This is a genomic window from Leptotrichia rugosa (genome assembly GCF_041200005.1).
Classification (GTDB): Bacteria; Fusobacteriota; Fusobacteriia; order Fusobacteriales; family Leptotrichiaceae; genus Leptotrichia; species Leptotrichia rugosa.
The window spans coordinates 465,016-486,397 of record NZ_CP165644.1; the positions used below are offsets into that span (position 1 = coordinate 465,016).

Genomic DNA, 21,382 nt, shown 5'->3' on the forward strand with positions numbered 1-21,382 from the left:
TAATTTTTTAAAAAATTCCAATTCCATTCATTTCAATAAATCTAAAAAGCAAATCATTAAAAACTCCTTCATTTTTATTCTCATCATACGGCAAAGTAAAATCACCATCTCTATTTGTCCAAAGTCTGTCGTAGTAATCTGAAATTTGTTTTGAAACTTTTTGATCGTAACTCGAAATTATTTTTAGTTCATTTTCTAAATTATAATTTCTCATATTTCTTCTTGTAAAGTTAGTCGAGCCGCCATAAGTTATCATATAATCCTTTTTAAAGATAGACATCATTTTCACGTGATACATCTCTTCGCCTTTGTTGTAAAATCTAACTGTGATGTCGTAATTGTGCTTTCGTGCAAATTTCATAAGTTCTCCAGCGGATGCTTTGTTTGGAAGTCCGGCTGTGGAATTGTTTAAGATTATTTCAAATTTTACGCCTCTTTTAGCGGCTTTTCTTATGTCATTAATAATTTTTCTGTCCGCCAAAAAGAACTGCGCTATCACAACTTTGTCACCAAATCTCGCCTTTTTCAATTCTTTTGAAATGTCAATTCCAGTCGCTCCTTCAGTAAAATATTGCAATTTAATTTTATCGTTTTGAGAAGCTGGGATATCAAGTTTTTTATTTGGCAATTTTTGTTTTAAGCTTCCATCTTTTTTGGTAATTCTTGCAACTGGCTTTTCCGCGTCGTAAATTTTTTGAATGATTGGCGAAGAAAATTTAAAAGCCACATTTGAATGTCTTGACCCTTCGGCATGTGGATTTGCAGAAGTTAGCATAGCCGTGCTTTCGTTCATAATCAATTTTCTGTGGTCAGCTTTGGCATTTAACGCTCTTAAAATACTTCTAATCGTAACTGGATCAGTTCCTTCATAAACTGGATTTTTAGTTTTTCCAACATTTTTAGGATTTCCAAACGGTCTTATAAAAAGTCGCCAAGGTGCTGAATACAAGTGCAGCGGATCACGCAATTTTGCTAAATCAACATAACCTATTTTTACTCCAGCTTCTTCCAATTTTTTGTGTGTTGGATTGTCAAATGCGCCATAAAAGGTATTACTCTCATCAAGTATCAAATAAATTTCAACATTTGGCTCTCTTTTCTTTTTTTCTAGAATTTTTTGTGCAAATTCTTCAGCGATTGGAAGCGGATGCAATTTTTCTTCCACACCTTTTCCAACCCAATCGTTAAAAACAAAAATATCCATAAGAAAGAAGTCATGAGCGTTGTCCAAAATATCATAAGCCTGATCCCAAATTTGTCTTTCGTAGTGTGTTGCGCCATCTTTTTTGTAAGTCAAATCGTAGTAAAAGTCAACATTGTCGGCATTGTAAACGGTAGTTTTGGTCTGGAGTCCCATTTTTTCATAACTTTTGCACGAAAATATTGACAGAAAAATAAGTAAAATTAAAAAAATTTTTTTTTTCTGCATAAAAAAATTCTCCTTCTTTATAATCGTTGTTTAATAATACAATTATTTTCTATAAAAATCAATATTTTTTAATAAAATAAAAATTTTAATGATAAAAAAATTTGAGTAAAAAATATTTTATCCTCAAAAAATTTAGGCTATTATATTTTTATAATTAAATATATATTTTATTTAAAAATACTTGCAAAAATTTCAAAAAAAGTATAAAATAGTTTTGATAAGCAAAATATAATATTAAACAAGTAATTTATATTTTGAAGATAAAATTATTTTAGAGAAATTAATTTGTATTTTAGAGGAGTGATTATGATGACTTTATCGCAAGGAAAAGTGGGGGACAAGTTTTTTTTAAAAGACATTATTGAAAAAAAACTTGACACGAGATTACTTAGTTTAGGAGTTTGTAGGGGTGATATCTGCAAAATTGAAAATATTGCAAATGGGAATATTCTGATTAAAACAGTAGAAACTAAAATCGTGCTCAGTGAAAATTTGGCAGAAAAGGTAGAGATTGAGGTGGTAGAATGATAAATATAGCATTTGTCGGAAACCCAAATGTCGGAAAAACAGCGTTAATAAATCAAATTTCACATGCAAGTCTAAAAATGGGAAACTAGTAGGGTAACAATTGAAAAAAGAAGTATTTTTTTCAGTTGGAGATGAAGATGTAAAATTAATTGATTTGAATTTACAATTTATCAATGAGTACAGCAGAAGAGAGGGTTTCAAGAGATTTTTTGCTGGATGAAAAAGTTGATGTGATAATTAATGTACTAGATTCCACATCACTTGAAAAAAATATTTATTTGACAGCTTTATTAAAGGAACTTGATATTCCAGTTGTGATGGCACTTAACTTTGAAGATGAATTTAAAAGAATTGGCTATCAATTAGATATAGAAAAATTTGAAAAGCAATTGGGAGTGCCAGTTATTTTCACAAGTGGAAGATCTGGAGCTGGAGTAGACAAACTTATGGAAAAATCTGTAGAACTTTACAAAAAAAATTCTTCAGATAAAAAAATACAGCATAGATTGCCATTTGAAAAGGAAATCGAAGATAATATTAAAAGTTTGAAGGATAAATTGGAAAATGATAAATCTTATGAAAAAGTTTTGGAAAAATATCCAGTAGAATGGCTAGCAATTAAAATCTTGGAAGATGACACTAATGTAGCGGCAAGAGTGAAAACTGAATTTGGAGTAAGTGTCTCAAATATTGGAGAAACTGAAAAGAAAAATATTGAGAATCGTTATGGACTTGAACCTCAAGATGCTTTGGCAAGAGAAAGATACGGAATAGTGCGTGGAATTATCTCAATGAACCTAAAAAGAGGGACTGGAGATAAATTTGCATTAACTGATAAAATTGACAAAGTTCTTTTGAATAAGTTTTTCGGTGGGATAGCATTTCTCGCTATAATTTATGCTGTCTTCGTAATTGTATTTGATGGAAGTTCACCGTTCATTGACTGGATTGATGGTTTCTTCAGTGACTTCGTCATAAAATATGTAGGTCACGCCATCGAAGGAGTGCCAGATTGGTTAAGCAGCTTTATACTTGATGGAATTTTGGCTGGTGTAGGTTCAGTATTGACATTCGTTCCACTTATGTTCTTTATTTACTTCTTTATGGCAATTCTTGAAGAAAGCGGATATATGGCTCGTGTTGCATTTATTTTAAATAAAATGATGACAAAAGTTGGACTTTCAGGAAAAGCATTCATCCCAATGCTAATCGGATTTGGATGTACAGTTCCAGCAATTTATTCAACAAGAACATTGGAAGATGAAAAAACAAGAAGATTAACAGGAGTTATCGCAACATTCATGTCATGTGGAGCAAGACTGCCAGTTTATTCATTGCTTGCAGCAGCGTTTTTTAGCAAGAATGCAGCTTTAGTTGTAGTTTCAATCTATGTTTTTGGTGTATTTATGGCTCTTTTGGTAGCTTTTATATTAAAAAGATTTAAATACTTTAAAGGAAACAACACAGAGTTACTTATAGAATTACCGCCATATAGACTTCCAGGTGCAAAAGCTGTCTGGAGTAATATGAGATCAAGAACTTTCTCTTACATAAAAAAAGCAACTACAATAGTTTTAGGAATTCTATTAATTATTTGGTTTTTCCAATATTTCCCAAATAAAGGAGATGCCGAAAGTTCATACATAGGTCAAGCAGCAAAAGTTGTTCAGCCTGTATTCAAGCCAACTGGTTTTGGTGACAGATGGGAACCTGTGGCTTCTATTGTGCCAAGTATTATTGCAAAAGAAACGGTAGTTGGATTTTTAGGACAAATTTTATTATCTCAAGGAGATGATGAGAAAAAAGAATATAATTTTGTATCAGATTTAAAAGATCAAGTAGTCGGATTGGGAGGAGCAGCAGTAGAATCAGTAAAATCATTAGGACATATTGCAACCTTTAAAATTGCGACATTGGAAATGAAAAGTCAGGAGGAGCTTGACCAAGATGCAGGTGGAAATATCATTCCCGCAATTAGAAGCTTGTGGAATGATAAATATGGTCAATTAAGAGCATACTCATTTATGCTGTATGTCCTTTTGGTAGTGCCATGTGCCGTAGCAATGGGAGCTTTAAAACAAGAATTTGGATGGAAATTATTAGCATTTCAAGTGTCAATGTTGTTAGTGTTGCCATATGTGGTGTCAACATTATTTTTCAACATTGCAAGATTACTAGTTTAGAAAAGAGGAAATATTATGATGATAAAAACAATAATAGTTGGAATAATAGCACTTTTTGTAGCTTTTGCAGTATTTAGAAAAATTTATAAAGATTATAAAAAAAATAAAAATTTATGTGGAACAGATTGCTGCAGATGTTCAGGAACTTCAACTTGTGGGCGACCCAAAAAAAGTCATATTCAAACTAAAAACAAATAAACAAAAAAAGGGTTTCTAATGATGTTAGTGTATAATTATCAATGACCAATAGAAAAAGTGAAAACTTTTTTCTTCATAACTCCTTTTTAGATATGTTGCCATATGGGTAACATATCTTTTTTTAGTGTTTATGGGGCTTTGAAGTGTTTTCACTTTTTCATTTTCTTTTTAAATACATACAAACTTAAACCCTGTGTTTATGCGACTTAAATTTTTTATATTGTTTCCGTTGGTTACCCGTTGGTTACCAATTTTTTCTTTTCAATCAATCAAATTAAAGGCCCATTCGTATATTTTTATTTATATTTATTTTTTTCCGTTGGTTACCTTTTTAGAATCCATTAATTCGTTGTTTCATTCTCATCTGTATAAAATTTTATGTGGTTCATCTCTGCTTTTAAATTTTCCTTGTCTGTCTTGATATAAAACTTGTTAGTAGTTTCAATGCTTTCGTGTCCCAATATATCTGTAATAGCTGTTGTTGTAAGTTGCTGTCTGCTCATAAGGGTACTTAATGTTTTTCTACAGTCGTGTGGCTTGTGGTTCATTCCTAGCATTTCAAGCGTCTTGTAAAAATGTTCACGAAAAAAATTAATTCGTAGTGGCTTGTTTTCCTTTTCCTTTTTCTTGAAAATCCATTTTTTGTTATATAGCAAATAATCCGTTGGACTTTCTTTATACAGTTTTTCAATAATTCTGTATATGTCCTTGTGTATCGGTATTTGTCTATGTTTCCCTTTTTCTGTCTTGTTTCCGCCGTTTATAAATCCTTGCAATAAATCAATGTTTTCTTTTTTTAGTCCCACAAGTTCGCCTATTCTCATACCTGTATAAATCATTATTAAAATATAATCCACCCATTGCAATGTTACATTTTCCCAAAGTTTCTTTATTTCATAATCGCTAAATATATTCTTGTCTTTTTGTTCCACCGCTTTTGGCAATTTAATGTATTTCGCTCTATTTATCGCTATTATCTCAAGTTCCATACCATAGTTGAATAATGTCGTTAAAAAAGTTTTGGTTATTTTCTTTGTTGCTACACTTATTTTTAAACTATTTAAGACTTGTTGCATTTGTGGGGCCTTTATTTCTCTAAAAATTAAATTATAAAGTGGCTCACATCTCTTGTAACTGTTTTGATAACTTTCCAATGTGGCTTTACTTACCATCTCTTTTTGATTTTTTATAAATAGGTTGTATACTTCGCTAAATATGATTTTACTGTTGTCTATCTCATATGGATTGACTAAATAAGCGTTTAAAACTTCCTGCGCTTTGGTTCTAGTTTCATACATTCCCAATGATTTTCTTTTCCCTGTTCTTGAATCCGTAACCCTTACCCAATATGGCTTACTTTTCTTTGTTTTTGTTATGCTTCCCTGCTTGTTCGCTTTCTTTTTCCTTTTCATAAATTTACACCATTCTAATCAAAGGGCTTACTTTACCCAATAATTTTAATATCTTTTTTTAAATAAATCAATATATTTTTTATAATATTTAATATTTATCGTTTATTTTTTGCATTCTCATTTATTTTTCTTTTTTCGTTGCTTATTTCTTTTTCTAGTGGTATAATTAAGTTACCTAACTACATCTTGGACTTTTAAAGTTTTTGGACTTTTTTAAGTCTTTTTTTATTTCTCATCACTCCACCATAACTATAAACCCTGTTTGTCCCTTTTACTGTTTTTAAATATGCTCTTATTTCCGATTCGTTCATATTGAACATTTGCTTTTCAAGATTTCCAGTTAAATACCTGACTAAATTTTCTTTATCTTTTTTGGTTTTTCCCACTGCTCTTAAATCTGTTAAGTTTTTTTCGCCATTTCCATTATATTCACCCCATTTCTTTTCTATTTTCTTCCGTATTTCTTTAATACCTGTCTTTTGTCTGCTCCATATCATTTTGTAACCATCTTTTACAACCAAAATTGTATGTATATGTGGCTTAAATATCCCGTTATCTCCTTTTATTTCAACCACTCTCACATATCCTAATGTTATTTTGTCCAGTTCTTTTAATTTCTTTATTTTATTAAACTGGCTCTTTATTTTTTTTAATTCTTTTTCGTAATTCTCTGTTAAATTTTTTCCATTCAATGTTAAAAATAATATTGAGTTGTATTCTTCCAATTTTTTCAATATTTTTTTATATTCTTGTATTTTTAGTCTTGTTGAACATACGGGACAACATCTTTTATCACATTTTCTTCTCATTTCCACTCCATTTCTATTTAAAATATAGTTGTTTACACATTCCAATACTATTTCAAAATCTTTTTTGTTTAATTCTTTTTCTAATATTTCTAGTTCTTTTATTAAAATTTTTTCCATTTTACATTTTTACCACCTAACTACCATTTTTATTGACTTTGTTTACATTTTATCTAAAAAGTAACATCAAAAAATGTTATCAATTGCTTATTATTAATGGCTTTGTATCTATTTTTGAATAGTCATTTAAATACCCCGAATATACTATAAGAAGAAATAATTTTTTTTAACGCATTTTTTTTACTCAATATATTTAATTATTTTTTCTATAAATTTTAATACTAATCCCATCGTAGCGTTTAAATGATTTTGAGAAATTAAAATACCATATTTTATAAATTTGTATTTTTAAAATTCTTGTTTGCAATTTATATTAAATATGGCTCTAATTTCTTCATATCTCAATCACACGATTGATATTTTAAATTTTAGTGTTATTTAATTACCTTTGATTACTTTTTATCTCACAGGGCTTTAAAATTGATTATTTTGATTTTTTGTCGCTTAAAATTCCTTTATTAAGTTTTCTGCATTTGTCACATCTTGCCATAAAAGCGTATTTATATTGGCTTTTTCTTATTTCAAATAATACTGCTCCGCAATTTTCACATCTTACCCTTACCATTGGCTCTAGTTTCATTATAAATACCCCCTTTAATTAATCTTGCCATCTGTATTGTTTGACAAAATAATTACATCGCCACTTTTTTTCAAATCTTTAAATATTTCTTCGCCTTTTTGAATTTCTTCTGCCGTCGCATTTTCCTTTTGTTGCGTTATTACTCCGCCATCGCTTGTTCTTCCTTTAATTTCAAGCCCCATATCTCCTAATATCTTGTTTCCGTATTTCTCCATTTTATATTTTATTAATTTCTCCAAAAACGGTATCGCTTTAATCATTTTATATTCTGTTTCCCACTCAATATCTTTTTCAATATTCAAGCAGAATCCAAGTTTACACACCATTAGCGCTTTTTCATACACAACATTAATCAATGTCAATTCTTTTGCATTTTCTAAATCCTGCTTTTTGTCAAAATCTGTAAAGTCATAAGCGTCGTTTTTCGCTCCTGTCACTTTCTCAAAATATAACCTTATCAAATTGTTTAGTTGCCTGTTGTAGCTTCTTAAATCAAATCCTGTGGCATTATTTTCAATAATTTCAAATCCCCTGTTTAACATCTCAATATCTTTTGTTTCCATAATAAATTTGCTTTGCTTTTTTAGTTTTCTCATTCCAATCGCTCCATTTCTTTATTTTAGTATTAAATAAGGGGCTTTTGTTTCAACCCCTTGTTCTCTTTGCTATTTTCCTGTTTTTCTTTCCGTCGGTATGCCTAATCGAATTAGCACCATTTCCATTTGTTCCAAACTTAATTTCTTAAATCTTCCGATTATTTCTTTCGCTCTCTCATCTGCACTTTTTTATTTTCCATTTTCTTCAACTCCCATTTTTAATATTCTATTTTCCAAGTAATTCCTTTTTCTACATTCTCAACCTTTTGTAGTGCTTTTAACAACACTTTGGCTTTTATTTCTGTTCTGTCTTTTACTTCTTTGTATATAAGTGAAAAAGGTATGTTCTCACTCATACATTCATTTATAGCCGCCGTCATTATCAATTCAACTTGTTGCAATATTCCCAGTTGTCCTTGAGTTAATTTATCTCTTTTTAACCCTTTTGGAAGTCCTGCAATATCTCTTGCCAAGTTTGTATAATGAATATAATATATTTTTTGACGCTCTTTTTTTATTTTTCCATATTCTAGTAAAGTTTTTAAGCTCAATGTTTCAATGTTCCTTGTTATTTTAGTTAATACCCTTGCTTGTAGCCTTGCCAGTTCTTCTAGTTGCCTGTTTTGATTTTCCAAATATTCGATATATTCGATAACCTTTTCACGAACTGTTGCACTTTCCCTCAATAATACTTGCTTAGATTGTGATAACGTTAGTTCAAACATTTCTCTTTCACGATTATTTTTATCTAAGTATTTGCTAAGGGAAATTTTTCCTTGTGCTATTTTGTTCTTAAATTCTTTTCTTATGATTTTCAACAAATCATTATGTCTTAATTTTGCATATCTACCACTTAAAGTTTCCTTTTCTGTCAATAGTCCTGCTTTTGCTTTCTCCTGGTATTCTTTTTCTCTTAATTCATTAATTTTCTTTACCAGTTCTATACTTGTTATTGTTTCATTCTTTTTCATCATTTCCATTATTTTCCGCTCCCATTTCTATATTTTCGATTCTTGCCACTTGTTTACCAAGTTTAAAAAATGTATTTTGCACATCATTAATCAAATGTACTAGTAAATCACTTGCCTTTTTATTGTTTTCGAGTCCATTAAAGACAATGTCCCATTTTTCTTTGTTCTCTACTTCAAATTTAAAATTAGCCCATTCTATTATACTTTCTTCCATTTCTTTGTTTTTTTCTTCCATTTAATCCGCTCTCCTTAATTTAATTTATCCAATCTTTCTTTTATTGTTTTTTCTTCCTGTGTAAATATATCAATTGCAAGTATGCTTTCACGTATAACATTTTCAATATCCATATTACTGATGTTTTCCCTGTATACTTTTTGTAGATATTCTTTAGTTATTATTTCTTCTCTTGCTACCTGTATAACTGTAAACAGTTCAATTAATTTTTCTTTTACTTTTTCATTTTTAGCAAGGTTTAAACTCTCACGTTCCGCATATCTCTCTTTTTGCCATATTTCTTCCCTTATCTCATCTGCCTTGTCGCCTAATATTTCTTGTCTTATTTTCTTTTCCATTTATTCCGTTCTCCTATTTTCATTTATTTTGATTCCGGTCCCCTGAAATTTCAGGGAGGTTCAATTAATATCCCATTTTCTCCAATATCCCTATTGATATTCTCTCTTTTACTGCTGTATCTGTTATGTTATCCAGTAGCTTTAATGCTATTTCTATATTGTTGCTATCCTGCTGTAGCCTTGTTTCTATTTCATTGCTTATAAAGTATTCTGTTATTTCGTCCTTAAATGCCCTTAATTCCTTTATTTTTTTGAGTAATTCCTCTAAATTTTTCTGATAGTATATTGCTGTGTATGTTAATTGATTACTTAAAATGGCGTTTTCTCTTTTCAATGATTTTATTTCTTCATTTCTTAATACACTTCTGCCTTTGACTGTCGATAATTTAAGACTTATATCATATCCAACCAGCTTGTTTAATTGCCTTGTGATTAATATAGGTACACCGTGATAAGTTAGTTTGTTATTCAGCGTTATTTCTTTTCTTATGCTTTCCATTTTTCTAGTCATTGGTCTTTTGCCCTGTAATTCTTTTCTCATTCTCTCAAATTCATTGATATATGCCACATTCAAAATAAAGGCAATTGGTACTGACGCATTATATCCTCCAATCAGTTGTGCAATTCCTTTTTGTGTGATTAAGTAATTTTTGTAGCTTTTAAAATTCCCTTTAACTTTGTATGAACTAGGTATATAAAACTCAGTAAAATCAAGGTTTCCTCCGAAACCTAAACTTTCAGGTTTCGCAATATTCCCAGTATTTTCTCCGAGAACGGAAGATTCCGTTTTCGATATATTTCCAGTATTTTCTCCGAGAGCCGAAACTTCGGCTTTCGTAAATTTTTCAATATAACCCTCAATTTTTTCTAATAAATGTTTATGACTTACTCCCAATTCTTTCGCCACTCTGTTACTTGTTGTTACTAAAATTCCATTTACATTTTCCACGTTTACCTTAATCATTTCCATAATTATTTCACTCCCTTAATCATTCTTTTTATTCTGTTAATCATCTTGTTTCGGGTCTTTTCCCTTGCCTTGTCGCTGTTTTTGTTTACCATTCCTATGGCTTCAAATTTGTGTTTCATTCCTTACCACTCCATTTCAATATTAAATTTTCTGTGTATCTCCGTTTTCGATGTATCAAAAAATTATTAAGCCCAACGCTTAACCTAACAATCAAATTTATTTGTGTATTTTCTTATCGCCTAGAAATGTATTATATATGCCTATTTACTTGTTTTCTGATATGTGCTATAATTGTTTTGGAAATTTTGGTATAAAAAAATACTACAAATTTCTTTGCATTTTTGAGAAGTTTGTAGTATAATTTACTTGCTATGGTAGTATTATACTACAACGTTCTTTGTATTCGTAAGGAGTATGAAGGACGTTTTTTTATGATTTTTTTATGATAACTGTTTTAGTTTCGTCATCATATTCAACTAATACATCACGATTATTCTCATCAATTCCCAATGATTTTAACAATGGTACTGATAGGTTTACTCTCACACCTTTTCCATTTCCCATTTTACTGAAAATAACCTTTGCATTTCTGACTGTTTTCATAATTATTTTCCTTTCTGTTTAGTCCTTACATTATGATTATACTACATAAGGACTAACCTGTCAAGTTATAATTTACATTTTTTTATAAATTACATTACAAACTTCTCAAGTATGCTATTTGATTGTGATTGTCCTTGTTTTCGGCAGGCCCAAATGCTCCTATTCCATTAATTCAAATCCTTTTTGCGTTATCCTGTCCACTTCGCTTATAAACAAGCTCCGTACTTTCCTAAATACTTCCGTTGCCTTGTCCTTGCAGTCCTGATATATCAAGTAATGTGGCACGTTCTTAGATATATTTTCAATGATTGTAACGTTTATAACTGTCTCCAGCTGTTGCAATAAACTTAATTCCTGTGCGTTCATTTCATCTCTTTCAGGCTTTTTCTTATATCCCATTATCCTGTATGCTATCATTGTGTAGTTTGCAAAATACAACTTCCATTTTTTCTTTGGTATATTCCCGTATTCCAGTAGCCTTTGTATTGTGTTAGTCTCTAAATTTCTAAGTGCTTTCCCCATTGCTCTAACTTGTAACCTTTCACGTTCTAGTGCTTTTTTAAGTTCATTTTCTAAATACTCGATATATCTAAATACTTTATCTCGTACAATTATACTTTCACGGCTTGCCACTCTTATAGCTTGTCTAAATGTTAGTTCAAACATTTCTCTTTTTTCTCCCTTTTTGTCTATATATTCAACGGGGAAAATATTTTCCGCGTTAAATTCCTGTAAAATGATACGTTTTAATTTCCTATGTTCCATTTCTACAAAATGTCCCCTTTTCTTTTCTGCTTTTGTCAATGTTCCCGCTTTCTCTTTTTCCTTGTACTCTTTTTCTCTAAATTCATTAATCTTTTCCAGCAATTCCAAGCTTGTGATTGTTTCCTTTTCTGTTTTTGTTACTAATTCATTCATTCTCATTCACTCCTATCTTAAATTTTATATTTTACTTTCTCCACTTATGGGGAAAAATACGACGGCGGAAACTTTCGCTTTCGGATCTAGTTCAATAATAAAACTTCATTATTCCCTAGCCCTGTATTTTTCTTGATTCCGTCCCTTACAATTTTTACACTTTCAGGATATAGTCTAATCACTATTTTTAGCAGGTCTTTACCGTAACCATTAGCCAAAGCATACTCAAGCACACTTTTAAAACGATTTTTTGCTTTAACCGTTTTGTTGCAGTTGTTCATTCTGATTTTTAAATCAATGTGCTTTTGTTCTCTAAATACTCTATAAACTTCATTATATCTTAGCCCATAATTCCCCCCACCTGCTCTTAATATGCGGTTTATAATGTCTGCCAATTGATATAGTTCTAGTTCTCCATTAATCCCCTTTATTATTTCATCTTTCGCTTGGTTCTCATTTCTTAACTTTTCGTTTTCAAGTTCTGTTATAAGTGCCATTTGCAATACTTCTATTTTCGTCAGTTGTCTTGGCTGAATCTGTCCAGTTTTTACAATGAAATAACTTTCAATTAGCATATCTTGGATTTTCCAACTTAATTCATCTGTAAATGTCTTGGTTAGTTTTATATATCCCCTTTCGGTATACAGTCTTTCAAAAGGATTATTACTGTATTTTGAAAAGGCGGTCGCAAATTGCGACTTTAAAATTTCATCACGATTCAATATAAAATAATCTTTTCCAAGTATAAATTTATTAATATTTCTCTCAAATTGTTCATTTACTCTTTTTGGCTCTCTTTTGTGTAATTTCGCTATATCATAAGCCGTTATCACTCTTTGCCCTTTATATTCTTTCGTTTCAATCTCAATCCCGTTAATTACAATTCTGTTACTTCCTGTTAATATTACAAGTTCATTCATCTTTTATCACTCCATTTCTAATATTAAAATTTATTTTTTGTTTCATAATTTTATACTAAAAAGATTTCAACAACTTCATCATTAGTTAAATTCAAATACTCTTTAATCTTTTTCACTTCGTTTAAACTGAACTTAATTGTTCCGTTTACTTTTTTATTCGTGCTTACTTCGGACAATCCCAAAGCCTTTGCTAAATCTCTTTGTGTTCTCTCTCTTAATGATAATTTTGATTTTAAAATGTTCTTTTGTATCATTTCTTTTCACTCTCCTTTATTCGTTTATAAAGATTTCTACTACTTCATCATTGGTTAATTTCAAATACTCTTTAATTTTTTTTATCTCATCTGGTTTGAACTTAACTTTTCCATTAAATCTTTTGTTTATTGAGGGTATTGAAAAACCGAATAATTTCGCTATATCATTTTGTGTTTTGTCCTCAAGCACCATTTTTGACTTTAATAATCGTTTGTTTATCATTTTTATCACTCCTAAAATTTAAACTTACTCATTTGAGTGATTAAATAATATCACTTATTTAAGTAAGTGTCAATAATTTTTTATAAAAATATTTTCTTTTTTATTAATTTATGATATATTTAATATATCAAAAAGCATAAAGGCGGTTGGAAAAATGGATATAAAAGATAAGATAAAAAAAATACGAATAGAAAATGAATTTTCACAAAAAGAGTTTGCTGGTTATCTTGGCGTGTCTTATTCAACTTTACAAAAATACGAATATGGAATAACTAAACCCAGTAATGAATTTTTATATAATTTAAGTGAAAAATTCCATATAAATCCAAAGGAATTAATAGAAAATGATAACGATAGCTTTGATTTTTTTGTAGAAATAGAAAAAGAGAAAAAGAGAACAAAAAAAGAAACTATTTTTAAAGCACTTAATTTACTTTTATCTTTAGATGAAGTTGAAATAAAAAAGATTTTAAATAAAGAAAATACCTATCATATAACAGGTAACGCTTATTCAAAAATTGATATTTTAAATATAGATGATGATATTATCGAAAAAATTGGTAAAGATACCCTGAATTTCTTGATGTCCACTTTAACAACTTATATGAGAGCCTATGATAAAGGTTTTGATATGTGTGATAACAGAAATAAGAAATTTGAGAAAATTTTTACAAATGATAAAAAGGATTCCGATTAAATTATAAAAATATAAATTATTTTCCTGTCATTCTAAAATTTTAGATTTGATAAGATTAGCACTATTACATATCGGTTGCTATTAATTTTAAGAAAAGAATATTAAAGGGCCTTTTGATTTTTTTAGTAAAATTTAGTATAATTTAACAGTAATGTATTTTTATAAATATAATACAAATCTATTATAATATTTTTTCGATTATTGTTCAGGGTATAGAAATATACCCTTTTTAATTTTTTATGGTCTATGTCAAGTTAGGGGCTATTATGCAAAATAAAATCCCATATAAGCTAAATACAAGCCCATATACGCTTTTAATTCATTTATTTGATAAATTCCCTGCTTAAACTTAACTTAAGTTTGTAAACTTACGATTTTTTAAATTTACATTGTATTTTGGATTCTGCTAAAATCTTTTTTGTCTAGTAGCTCTTACTTAATTTTGAGTAATAGGTTCATCTTTATGAAAAAGATAGGATAATTATAAATTAAGCGGAAGTTCCCGCCCAACTGATTTTTCAGGTCGGCTAATTTTTCAGCCTAGTAAAAATATGACTATTCAAATTTGAGTTGTCCTGAAATATGACGGCTAAAATTTTAGCCAACCCAAATGCGATACCTTAAATTAAAGGCGTCGTATTTATGTAGTAATTTGTAGTATTTTTTTACTTGTTGAATCTGATACGGAAATTTTCCGCACCAGCTTTTATAATTTGACTCCATAATTTTTTGGAGTGAATTTTTTATATTTTACATTTCAACATTTATTCTTAAAATCAATTCTAAGGTATCTAGCATTCCACTCACGCTTTATAATTTTATTTTTGGTATAAAACTATGGCTAAAGTGGAAAATGTTCTTAAATCGCTTTATTTTTTGTCACATTTCCTAAAAACTGTTTTTTGAAATTCTTTTAACATATTATTTTTACTAGGTTTTTAATAATAATTCATCTAAAAGGCGAAACGACAAAATTGATAAATTTAACAAAAAATTTACACAAGTCGGGCTCTCGCCAGACCCGTAACGCTCAAAATTCTCTCACAGTACCTTTTTAGGATTTTATTTTTTTTATAAAAAAATCGCAGTTAATCCAATAACTACGATTTAAGTTAATATACTCGTTATTCTTTTTCTTTATTGCCTTTGTCTTTATTTCTTAACCCTAATGAAACGGCTAACATTCCAATAGCCCCAATCATAGAGGTATAACCCTCAAGGCTTTTGCCTATGCTTAAAAGATATATACCGCCAATTATAGCCGATAAAACAGCAATACCGCCAATTATCTGCCCTAGGATTTTTGAAACTATTGCACCATTTACAAGTTTTTCTTGATTCCTTTGAAATGTTTGTGATTCCTGCATTTCTATCTTTTGCCTGTTTTTCTGTTGTCGTTCTGCCATTGCCACAATCCTGCTGGCTAACCCCTTTTCAATATTTTCGTACCCTTGTAATTCCTGATAAGTGGGTATCGGTGCTGAACGTATAGAGACACTTTGGATCTGTGTTTCTGTTTTGTGATTTTTAGGGGCTTTTGTTACTTGCTTTTTATTTCTTTTTACCATTCTATTTACCTACTTTTTGACACTTGCTATATTCTTTTATTGCACTTCTTATATCATTTCCAACTTTTTCCCAATCCGATTTTAATGCTTTATAATCATCTTTTTCAAAATTAGAATTTCTTTTCAACGATACTTCAGGCTGATAAACTATGTCCGCTATTCCCTCAATAAAGGCTTTTAAATTCCTGTTCATAATCTCCCTCCTAATTTTGATATAATTTATTTTACCTTTTTTATTTTAAAAGTGCAACAAAAATTTAATTTTTTTAAACAATATGGATTATAAATATTACAAAATGTTTATTTTAACTTTAAGTCAATAAAAAACCCGTTTCCATAGTAAGCCCATTATTATTCTAGTATTTAATTTTATTCTTTCTTTCGTTCGTTTTTGGTGCAATTTGTCTCAAAAAGTCTCATTTTTTCCATTAGATGTTACTATCTCTAACCATTATTATTGCTGTATTTTTTAACACTTTGCACCTTTTTTAAGTGGTTGCATTTTTGGTTGCTTTTGGTGCATTTTCTGCCAAATTTTGCCATTTATTTTATTTTAGTTTGTAATCTTTAACTATTATATTTACTAGGTTTGTTAATGTTTTGCAACCATTAGAACTGGGTGCATTTTTGGTTGCATTTGGTTATATCATTTTTCTTTATAATCGATATTAATATTATACCATATTTTTTTATAATTTGAATCACACATAAAAAGCAACTCACTGTTTTGAGTTGCCAAAAAATAAATTTTAATACCCTTTAAATTAGAATGTAACTTATTATACCATATCTAGCCTTTATTTGCTACCAAAATATATTAATTTATGCAATTCGTCCAATAAGATTATGTTTGTATATACAATAATAATTCTATTTGACGCTTATAATTTAAAAGACTACCTAAATATTTTTTAGATAGCCTTTTTCTTCCCCTTGATATTAAAATTATTTTCTTGTAAAGCAAGTATTTTTTTGAATGTTTGCAAACCCTTTAAAAATGGGCTTTCATTTTTTTACTTTTTTCCGTTGGTTACCCGTTGGTTACCTTTCAAAATTTAACCCCCATAAATAGCGGATTTTCGTTAAAAAAGTACTTTTTTCTTCATAACTCCTTTTTAAATATGCTATCACAAGGGTAGCATATTTTTTTTGCCATTTCTTACAAAACAAGATAATACAGTACCAAAAAGGTATTCAATTACCTTTTTCATTTTTTTAGTTTTTTTATTTATTTGTAATTTTTCATAAAAAGGTACTCATTTACCTTATCCGTTGGACTAGCGTTGGACTAAAACTAATGTCAAGAAAAAAGCCTATAATTAAGGCTTTCTATGAAGTTTTTCTAAAATTTAAACTATTCATTGATAACTTTAGTTTTTGTTTATCTGTCTGAATATAATATTGTTTTGTTGTCGCAATATTTTCGTGTCCCATTATATCTGTTATCACAATATTATTTATTTTTTGATTACTCATAAGTGTTGCTAGTGTTTTTCTACAATCGTGAGTTTTATGTTTATTAATTTTTAAAGTTTCCAATGTTTTATAAAATTTCTCACGAAAATAATTTTTTCTTAAAGGCTTATTTTCGTTCTTTTTTTTACTGAATATCCATTTATCATTGTATATCAAATAATCTGTTGGACTGTTCTCGCAAAGCTCTTTTATAATTTCAACTATATCTTTATGAATAGGTATACTTCTATTTTTTCCTTTTCTAGTTTTATTTCCACCGTGTATAAATTCCTCCTGTAAATCTACATTTTCCTTTTTCAATTCCACAGTTTCTTCGATTCTCATACCTGTATAAATCATAATTAAAATATATTTTACCCATATTATGTCCTTGTTTTTCCATAATTTTTCTATTTCATCATAATTAAAAGGATTTTTTTCTTTGATTTCAGTTTCTTTCGGTAAATTTATAAATTCTGCTCTATTTTTTTCCAATATGTCTATTTCTCTGGCATAGTCCCAAAAAATTTTTAAAAATCCTTTTGTCATACTTTTAGTTGAAATACTACAATTCAAATTAGTTATTAGATTTTGCAATATTGGAGTGCTAATATCTTTAAAAACCAGATTATGTAACTCTTTACATCGTTTAAAACTATTGATGTAACTGTCCAAAGTATTTTTAGCAACAATATCTTTTTTACTGTTTTTAAATAACTCAAACAAATCTTTAAATTTAATTCTATGATTTTCTAAATTGTAAGGATTATTAAAATATTTGTTTAATACTTCCGTTGCTTCCTTTTTAGTGCTGAAATATCCTAAAGAATGTCTTTTTTTAGTTACAGGATTAGTAACTCTAACTCTAAAAGGATTCGTTCTATTTATTTTAACTTTTGTTATACTCCCTGTACCATTTGCATTTTTATATTTTTTCATATTTTCTCCATTCTGAAAATCCAACTAAAAAGCATTATCTGCTTTATAATTTTAATATTATTTTTCTTTTATTGCAATATATTTATTTAAAAAAATATCTGTACCAATTCATCATTACTCAATTCTAACAATTCTTTTAATTCATATATTTCTGATTGTGTAAAAAAATTTTTTCCATTTATTTTTTTATTAAGTCCACTTTCTGATATATTCATTTTTTTTGATATTTCTTTATAGTTCAATTTCTTTTTTCTAATTCTACTTTTCAATGTATAGTATATTAATCTCTTATCTTCTAAATTCATATTTACCACTCTACTTTCTCTATTTTTATTAGTATATTTTTAGATAAAATAAGTTAAAATAAGTTGCAAGTTTTTATATATTACATTTTTTGATTTTTAACTTGTATTTTAGATATATTTTCTGTTTATAGTTTTCAATAATTTAAAAATTTATTTCATAAAATTATTTTTTTGATTCGTTATTATCAATCAAAGGGGATAAGTCTGACAGGAAATATTCTTATTCTTTAAATTTACTCCAATAATATATTCTTTTCCTTTTTATAATATTTAGATAAGCAGAAAGGATTGTCTTATTTTCATCATTATCAAAAAAATTTTTCAATCTTTTCTTTTTAGAATGAGTTAAATAAGATACAGTTTTTTGTACTTTTTCTTCTGTACCTAATTTTTCTAAATGAACATTGGTTTTGAATCCACTCATAGTATTCCATTTAGCCTGTATCATTTCTTTTAATTCTTTCATTTTAAAATGTTTGTATATCCCTTTTATTGTAAATAGCAGGATATGTAAATGAGGAAGAAAAGAATTTCTTTCAGGATTATAAGCTATTTCCGTTACTCTTAAATATCCTTTTACAATATTTTTTAAAAAAGAACATTTGACTAATTTATTAAAGTTTTTTCTTAATACATTTAATTCATTTTGTAATTTATTTCTATCATCAATTTCAACATTTTTTCCATTTATTGTCAGTATAAATATCAAATATCTATTTTTAAAATTTTCTATTTTCTTCATTATTTCAAAATATTTGGCACTTCTGTCTATTTCATCACATATAGGACAGCTTCTTCGTTTACATCTTAAATTTTTAGTAAATTTCATTGAATTTTCGTGGCATTCAATATAATTATTAAAACAGGTATTAATACTGCTGTATTCAGACTTTGATATTATTTCGTATTCAGAATACCATTCAAGAGCCTTTAAATAATAATTTTCCTTCTCTTCTATCACTTTTTCTGTATCTGTTTTCATCAATTCTTTTCTCTTTTCTTCTCTTCTTTTAATCTAAATTTCCACAAGGGGCATTTATTATAAGGACAGTTTAAAACTTTTTCCTTATCATCATCCCAGCACTCAAGACAATGCTTTTCAATTGCCTCTTTTTCTAAACTTTTATTTTTCATAAAATTCACTCCTTTTAAAATTTCTACCTTTTCTTTTGGAATAAACTACATTTTTTTATTGTTATTTTTTTATAATTTTTTTCTATTTTGTTTAATACTAATTAATAATAGAAGAATAATTTTTATATCCAAAAAGATGTGTTTTAAAATAAATTATGCTTTTGTATTACAATATAGTTGTACCACTATTTTTAAAATTTGTCAATATCTTTTTGGCATATTTTTTTAAAAATACATCTTTTTGATTAAAAAAATTATTGAAATTTTGTAAAATTTATTATATAATTATGGTACTAACAAAGATTGGAGAGAAATTATGGAAGAAAATAATAAAGAATTGAATAACAAAATTTTGGGAGAAATAATAAGAAATTATAGAAAAAGAAAAGGACTGAGTTTGGAAAATCTTGCCAAGCAAATGGATATAACAAAATTAAGTATACAAAAATATGAAGTTGGGAAAAGAACAATACCATTTAATACTTTGCTTGATTTTTTTAGAATACTTGAGATACCTTTAAATGAATTGGAAAAATTTTTTAAAAAAGAAGAAAAGTCAGAGATAAGAGAAATTTTAAGTGCTTTATTTAAAGAAAATAAGAGAATAACAGCTATAATATGTTTTATTGATTATTTAGAAAATTTAGGATTTTCATTCAATGTAATAAATTCAATAGATGAAAAAGGAGGGGTAGTTTATGGAGATATAGAAGACGCTATAAGAAATCCTAAAGTGGTAGCTGTGCGAAGTCCAAATAAAAAACATACATTTTATATTGGAATCAAAGATTTTCTCTCATTTATAAGCCTTCGTTCAACAAATAATATAAATGACTTTATAAATTATCTTGAAGTATATCATTTAGATAGAAGCGATACAGGATTTGATGATGAAGAAATAGAAAGAATGGAAAAAATATTTGAGAAAGTACCTTTGAAAAAGCCAAGTAATTATAAAAAAATTATTGAAGAATTGGATGAGAAAACTAAAAATAAATAAATTTACAACAAAATACAGCTTTCATTTTTAGAGCCTGTTTGATTAAGATATGCACTTGTAACTCCGTATAAGCCCCGTAGAGAGCATTTAAACTCATTTTTGATATTTTCCTCGAATAACAAAAATAAGCTCTTAAATCGGCTATTACAATAAAAAATTTTCTCTTTTGTTTTCTATTCTGAATATTCATCATCGCTTTCATCTGAATTTGTTGAATTATTATTTTGAGTTTGGTCAATTTGATTTGTTGTTCCATCAATTTCATTTATTGTTTCGTCAATTGTTCTTTCAATTTCAATTTCTTTTTCATTATTTGGATTTTTTTCTTTTCTTTTAAGAGTGGAACTAGCATTATTTTTTATACCATAACCGTGATTATTAAGGTATTTAATTATAGAACGATCGTAAAATTGTTTTGCTTTATACTGTGAATTTGCATTATTCCAATGAGTTCCAGTATAATGACAACCTGCTCCATTTTCCAAATCATTATCATTTCCATAAATTGTATCAAATACTTGTCTAATTTGTGCTATTCTTTGTAAATGTTCTCTATAAGCGTCATCTACTTGAGTATAGGTTACTTCTTCAAAAGGTTTAGTTGTACCTGGCATTATTCCATTATCTACCTTAACAATTTCATTTACTGTTCTACAGTATTCTTCTCTTAAACTGTCGTATGAAACTTGATTATTAAGTAGACTTTCAGCATAACCGAGATTTCTTGGAGTAAATGCTGAGTTTTCTCCATTAGATTTTTTGTATTTATATCCTGATTTTATTTCATATTCAATATCATTTTCTGTATTATTGTTATTGTGTTTATTAGTTTTCTTTTTTATTTTTTTAACTTTTGAAACTTTTGGATTTTGTTTGCTATACTTAATTATAAAATTAGTCCACTCAAAAATATTAAATATAGCAATCAATCCCATTATAATTCCAAATATTAAATTACAAATATTTGTTTTATTATTCATATTTTTTATTCCTTTTCTCC

25 protein-coding genes and 1 pseudogene are annotated in these 21,382 nt (G+C 28.1%); 5 read left to right on the plus strand and 21 right to left on the minus strand.

Going from position 1 to position 21,382, the window contains the following annotated elements; all coding sequences use genetic code 11:
* Positions 1 to 7: 7 nt before the first annotated feature.
* Positions 8 to 1,429 carry a phospholipase D-like domain-containing protein gene (locus AB8B22_RS02300; RefSeq protein ID WP_369711500.1) on the minus strand — a complete coding sequence of 474 codons (1,422 nt, stop codon included), beginning with the start codon at positions 1,427 to 1,429 and terminating at the stop codon, positions 8 to 10.
* 306 nt (positions 1,430 to 1,735) lie between these two features.
* Here AB8B22_RS02300 and AB8B22_RS02305 point away from each other — a divergent pair, with 306 nt between their 5' ends.
* From AB8B22_RS02305 to AB8B22_RS02315, 3 genes and pseudogenes are all read left to right on the plus strand, one after another.
* The gene (locus AB8B22_RS02305; RefSeq protein WP_369711501.1) at positions 1,736 to 1,957 is read left to right on the plus strand and encodes a FeoA family protein; all 222 of its coding nucleotides are present in this window, start codon (positions 1,736 to 1,738) and stop codon (positions 1,955 to 1,957) included.
* Positions 1,954 to 4,140: pseudogene (feoB, locus tag AB8B22_RS02310) on the plus strand (ferrous iron transport protein B). The gene AB8B22_RS02305 and the pseudogene feoB overlap by 4 nt, the downstream one beginning before the upstream one ends.
* A gap of 15 nt (positions 4,141 to 4,155) precedes the next feature.
* Positions 4,156 to 4,338: a FeoB-associated Cys-rich membrane protein gene (locus AB8B22_RS02315; RefSeq protein WP_237048657.1), complete on the plus strand. Its 183-nt coding sequence runs from the start codon at positions 4,156 to 4,158 to the stop codon at positions 4,336 to 4,338.
* A 341-nt stretch (positions 4,339 to 4,679) separates the two neighbouring features.
* On the opposite strand, the gene AB8B22_RS02320 is transcribed toward AB8B22_RS02315, so the two are convergent.
* The 13 genes from AB8B22_RS02320 to AB8B22_RS02380 form a co-directional block, all read right to left on the minus strand.
* Entirely contained in the window at positions 4,680 to 5,750 is a 1,071-nt protein-coding gene (locus AB8B22_RS02320; protein WP_369711502.1) for a tyrosine-type recombinase/integrase, read from the minus strand.
* 194 nt (positions 5,751 to 5,944) lie between these two features.
* Positions 5,945 to 6,676, minus strand: a complete 732-nt coding sequence (locus AB8B22_RS02325) for a protein rep (RefSeq protein ID WP_369711503.1) — start codon at positions 6,674 to 6,676, stop codon at positions 5,945 to 5,947.
* Positions 6,677 to 7,100: 424 nt separating this feature from the next.
* Positions 7,101 to 7,256 (minus strand): hypothetical protein, encoded by a 156-nt coding sequence (locus tag AB8B22_RS02330; protein WP_369711504.1) that lies wholly within the window; start codon positions 7,254 to 7,256, stop codon positions 7,101 to 7,103.
* A 14-nt stretch (positions 7,257 to 7,270) separates the two neighbouring features.
* Positions 7,271 to 7,852, minus strand: coding sequence for a hypothetical protein (locus tag AB8B22_RS02335; protein WP_369711505.1), 582 nt, complete (start codon positions 7,850 to 7,852; stop codon positions 7,271 to 7,273).
* A gap of 218 nt (positions 7,853 to 8,070) precedes the next feature.
* Complete coding sequence (locus AB8B22_RS02340) at positions 8,071 to 8,832, minus strand: hypothetical protein (protein WP_369711506.1); 762 nt, start codon at positions 8,830 to 8,832, stop codon at positions 8,071 to 8,073.
* On the minus strand, positions 8,810 to 9,058 hold the full coding sequence (locus AB8B22_RS02345; protein ID WP_369711507.1) for a hypothetical protein: 249 nt from the start codon (positions 9,056 to 9,058) through the stop codon (positions 8,810 to 8,812). Before AB8B22_RS02345 ends, AB8B22_RS02340 begins: the two co-directional genes overlap by 23 nt.
* Before the next feature lie 14 nt (positions 9,059 to 9,072).
* Positions 9,073 to 9,396, minus strand: a complete 324-nt coding sequence (locus tag AB8B22_RS02350) for a hypothetical protein (RefSeq protein ID WP_369711508.1) — start codon at positions 9,394 to 9,396, stop codon at positions 9,073 to 9,075.
* Between the two features lie 64 nt (positions 9,397 to 9,460).
* Positions 9,461 to 10,366: a Rha family transcriptional regulator gene (locus AB8B22_RS02355; protein ID WP_369711509.1), complete on the minus strand. Its 906-nt coding sequence runs from the start codon at positions 10,364 to 10,366 to the stop codon at positions 9,461 to 9,463.
* A gap of 429 nt (positions 10,367 to 10,795) precedes the next feature.
* On the minus strand, positions 10,796 to 10,969 hold the full coding sequence (locus AB8B22_RS02360; protein WP_369711510.1) for a hypothetical protein: 174 nt from the start codon (positions 10,967 to 10,969) through the stop codon (positions 10,796 to 10,798).
* Positions 10,970 to 11,128: 159 nt separating this feature from the next.
* Complete coding sequence (locus tag AB8B22_RS02365; RefSeq protein ID WP_369711511.1) at positions 11,129 to 11,887, minus strand: hypothetical protein; 759 nt, start codon at positions 11,885 to 11,887, stop codon at positions 11,129 to 11,131.
* An 86-nt stretch (positions 11,888 to 11,973) separates the two neighbouring features.
* Positions 11,974 to 12,807, minus strand: a complete 834-nt coding sequence (locus tag AB8B22_RS02370) for an ORF6N domain-containing protein (protein ID WP_369711512.1) — start codon at positions 12,805 to 12,807, stop codon at positions 11,974 to 11,976.
* 50 nt (positions 12,808 to 12,857) lie between these two features.
* Entirely contained in the window at positions 12,858 to 13,061 is a 204-nt protein-coding gene (locus AB8B22_RS02375) for a DUF739 family protein (protein WP_369711513.1), read from the minus strand.
* Positions 13,062 to 13,077: 16 nt separating this feature from the next.
* Positions 13,078 to 13,284 carry a helix-turn-helix domain-containing protein gene (locus AB8B22_RS02380; RefSeq protein ID WP_369711514.1) on the minus strand — a complete coding sequence of 69 codons (207 nt, stop codon included), beginning with the start codon at positions 13,282 to 13,284 and terminating at the stop codon, positions 13,078 to 13,080.
* Positions 13,285 to 13,438: 154 nt separating this feature from the next.
* On the opposite strand from AB8B22_RS02380, the gene AB8B22_RS02385 reads away from it, so the two are divergent.
* Entirely contained in the window at positions 13,439 to 13,981 is a 543-nt protein-coding gene (locus AB8B22_RS02385; protein WP_369711515.1) for a helix-turn-helix domain-containing protein, read from the plus strand.
* A gap of 1,124 nt (positions 13,982 to 15,105) precedes the next feature.
* Here AB8B22_RS02385 and AB8B22_RS02390 read toward each other — a convergent pair.
* From AB8B22_RS02390 to AB8B22_RS02415, 6 genes are all read right to left on the minus strand, one after another.
* On the minus strand, positions 15,106 to 15,549 hold the full coding sequence (locus tag AB8B22_RS02390) for a DUF2335 domain-containing protein (RefSeq protein WP_369711516.1): 444 nt from the start codon (positions 15,547 to 15,549) through the stop codon (positions 15,106 to 15,108).
* A gap of 1 nt (position 15,550) precedes the next feature.
* Positions 15,551 to 15,742: a hypothetical protein gene (locus tag AB8B22_RS02395; RefSeq protein WP_369711517.1), complete on the minus strand. Its 192-nt coding sequence runs from the start codon at positions 15,740 to 15,742 to the stop codon at positions 15,551 to 15,553.
* Between the two features lie 1,136 nt (positions 15,743 to 16,878).
* On the minus strand, positions 16,879 to 17,943 hold the full coding sequence (locus AB8B22_RS02400) for a tyrosine-type recombinase/integrase (protein WP_369711518.1): 1,065 nt from the start codon (positions 17,941 to 17,943) through the stop codon (positions 16,879 to 16,881).
* A gap of 86 nt (positions 17,944 to 18,029) precedes the next feature.
* Complete coding sequence (locus AB8B22_RS02405; RefSeq protein WP_314080410.1) at positions 18,030 to 18,248, minus strand: helix-turn-helix domain-containing protein; 219 nt, start codon at positions 18,246 to 18,248, stop codon at positions 18,030 to 18,032.
* Between the two features lie 220 nt (positions 18,249 to 18,468).
* The gene (locus AB8B22_RS02410; protein ID WP_314080412.1) at positions 18,469 to 19,230 is read right to left on the minus strand and encodes a protein rep; all 762 of its coding nucleotides are present in this window, start codon (positions 19,228 to 19,230) and stop codon (positions 18,469 to 18,471) included.
* Positions 19,230 to 19,382, minus strand: coding sequence for a hypothetical protein (locus AB8B22_RS02415; RefSeq protein ID WP_369711520.1), 153 nt, complete (start codon positions 19,380 to 19,382; stop codon positions 19,230 to 19,232). Before AB8B22_RS02415 ends, AB8B22_RS02410 begins: the two co-directional genes overlap by 1 nt.
* 316 nt (positions 19,383 to 19,698) lie before the next feature.
* Between AB8B22_RS02415 and AB8B22_RS02420 the strand changes: the two genes are divergently transcribed.
* Positions 19,699 to 20,382, plus strand: a complete 684-nt coding sequence (locus tag AB8B22_RS02420) for a helix-turn-helix domain-containing protein (RefSeq protein WP_314080414.1) — start codon at positions 19,699 to 19,701, stop codon at positions 20,380 to 20,382.
* A 173-nt stretch (positions 20,383 to 20,555) separates the two neighbouring features.
* On the opposite strand, the gene AB8B22_RS02425 is transcribed toward AB8B22_RS02420, so the two are convergent.
* Entirely contained in the window at positions 20,556 to 21,362 is an 807-nt protein-coding gene (locus tag AB8B22_RS02425) for a hypothetical protein (RefSeq protein WP_369711521.1), read from the minus strand.
* Between the last annotated feature and the right edge of the window lie 20 nt (positions 21,363 to 21,382).

Coding starts and splice junctions, on each gene's coding strand:
- AB8B22_RS02300 (WP_369711500.1), bottom strand. CDS start 1,429: ATGCAGAAAAAAAAAATTTTTTTAATTTTACTTATTTTTCTGTCAATA.
- AB8B22_RS02305 (WP_369711501.1), top strand. CDS start 1,736: ATGATGACTTTATCGCAAGGAAAAGTGGGGGACAAGTTTTTTTTAAAA.
- AB8B22_RS02315 (WP_237048657.1), top strand. CDS start 4,156: ATGATGATAAAAACAATAATAGTTGGAATAATAGCACTTTTTGTAGCT.
- AB8B22_RS02320 (WP_369711502.1), bottom strand. CDS start 5,750: ATGAAAAGGAAAAAGAAAGCGAACAAGCAGGGAAGCATAACAAAAACA.
- AB8B22_RS02325 (WP_369711503.1), bottom strand. CDS start 6,676: ATGGAAAAAATTTTAATAAAAGAACTAGAAATATTAGAAAAAGAATTA.
- AB8B22_RS02330 (WP_369711504.1), bottom strand. CDS start 7,256: ATGAAACTAGAGCCAATGGTAAGGGTAAGATGTGAAAATTGCGGAGCA.
- AB8B22_RS02335 (WP_369711505.1), bottom strand. CDS start 7,852: ATGAGAAAACTAAAAAAGCAAAGCAAATTTATTATGGAAACAAAAGAT.
- AB8B22_RS02340 (WP_369711506.1), bottom strand. CDS start 8,832: ATGGAAATGATGAAAAAGAATGAAACAATAACAAGTATAGAACTGGTA.
- AB8B22_RS02345 (WP_369711507.1), bottom strand. CDS start 9,058: ATGGAAGAAAAAAACAAAGAAATGGAAGAAAGTATAATAGAATGGGCT.
- AB8B22_RS02350 (WP_369711508.1), bottom strand. CDS start 9,396: ATGGAAAAGAAAATAAGACAAGAAATATTAGGCGACAAGGCAGATGAG.
- AB8B22_RS02355 (WP_369711509.1), bottom strand. CDS start 10,366: ATGGAAATGATTAAGGTAAACGTGGAAAATGTAAATGGAATTTTAGTA.
- AB8B22_RS02360 (WP_369711510.1), bottom strand. CDS start 10,969: ATGAAAACAGTCAGAAATGCAAAGGTTATTTTCAGTAAAATGGGAAAT.
- AB8B22_RS02365 (WP_369711511.1), bottom strand. CDS start 11,887: ATGAATGAATTAGTAACAAAAACAGAAAAGGAAACAATCACAAGCTTG.
- AB8B22_RS02370 (WP_369711512.1), bottom strand. CDS start 12,807: ATGAATGAACTTGTAATATTAACAGGAAGTAACAGAATTGTAATTAAC.
- AB8B22_RS02375 (WP_369711513.1), bottom strand. CDS start 13,061: ATGATACAAAAGAACATTTTAAAATCAAAATTATCATTAAGAGAGAGA.
- AB8B22_RS02380 (WP_369711514.1), bottom strand. CDS start 13,284: ATGATAAACAAACGATTATTAAAGTCAAAAATGGTGCTTGAGGACAAA.
- AB8B22_RS02385 (WP_369711515.1), top strand. CDS start 13,439: ATGGATATAAAAGATAAGATAAAAAAAATACGAATAGAAAATGAATTT.
- AB8B22_RS02390 (WP_369711516.1), bottom strand. CDS start 15,549: ATGGTAAAAAGAAATAAAAAGCAAGTAACAAAAGCCCCTAAAAATCAC.
- AB8B22_RS02395 (WP_369711517.1), bottom strand. CDS start 15,742: ATGAACAGGAATTTAAAAGCCTTTATTGAGGGAATAGCGGACATAGTT.
- AB8B22_RS02400 (WP_369711518.1), bottom strand. CDS start 17,943: ATGAAAAAATATAAAAATGCAAATGGTACAGGGAGTATAACAAAAGTT.
- AB8B22_RS02405 (WP_314080410.1), bottom strand. CDS start 18,248: ATGAATTTAGAAGATAAGAGATTAATATACTATACATTGAAAAGTAGA.
- AB8B22_RS02410 (WP_314080412.1), bottom strand. CDS start 19,230: ATGAAAACAGATACAGAAAAAGTGATAGAAGAGAAGGAAAATTATTAT.
- AB8B22_RS02415 (WP_369711520.1), bottom strand. CDS start 19,382: ATGAAAAATAAAAGTTTAGAAAAAGAGGCAATTGAAAAGCATTGTCTT.
- AB8B22_RS02420 (WP_314080414.1), top strand. CDS start 19,699: ATGGAAGAAAATAATAAAGAATTGAATAACAAAATTTTGGGAGAAATA.
- AB8B22_RS02425 (WP_369711521.1), bottom strand. CDS start 21,362: ATGAATAATAAAACAAATATTTGTAATTTAATATTTGGAATTATAATG.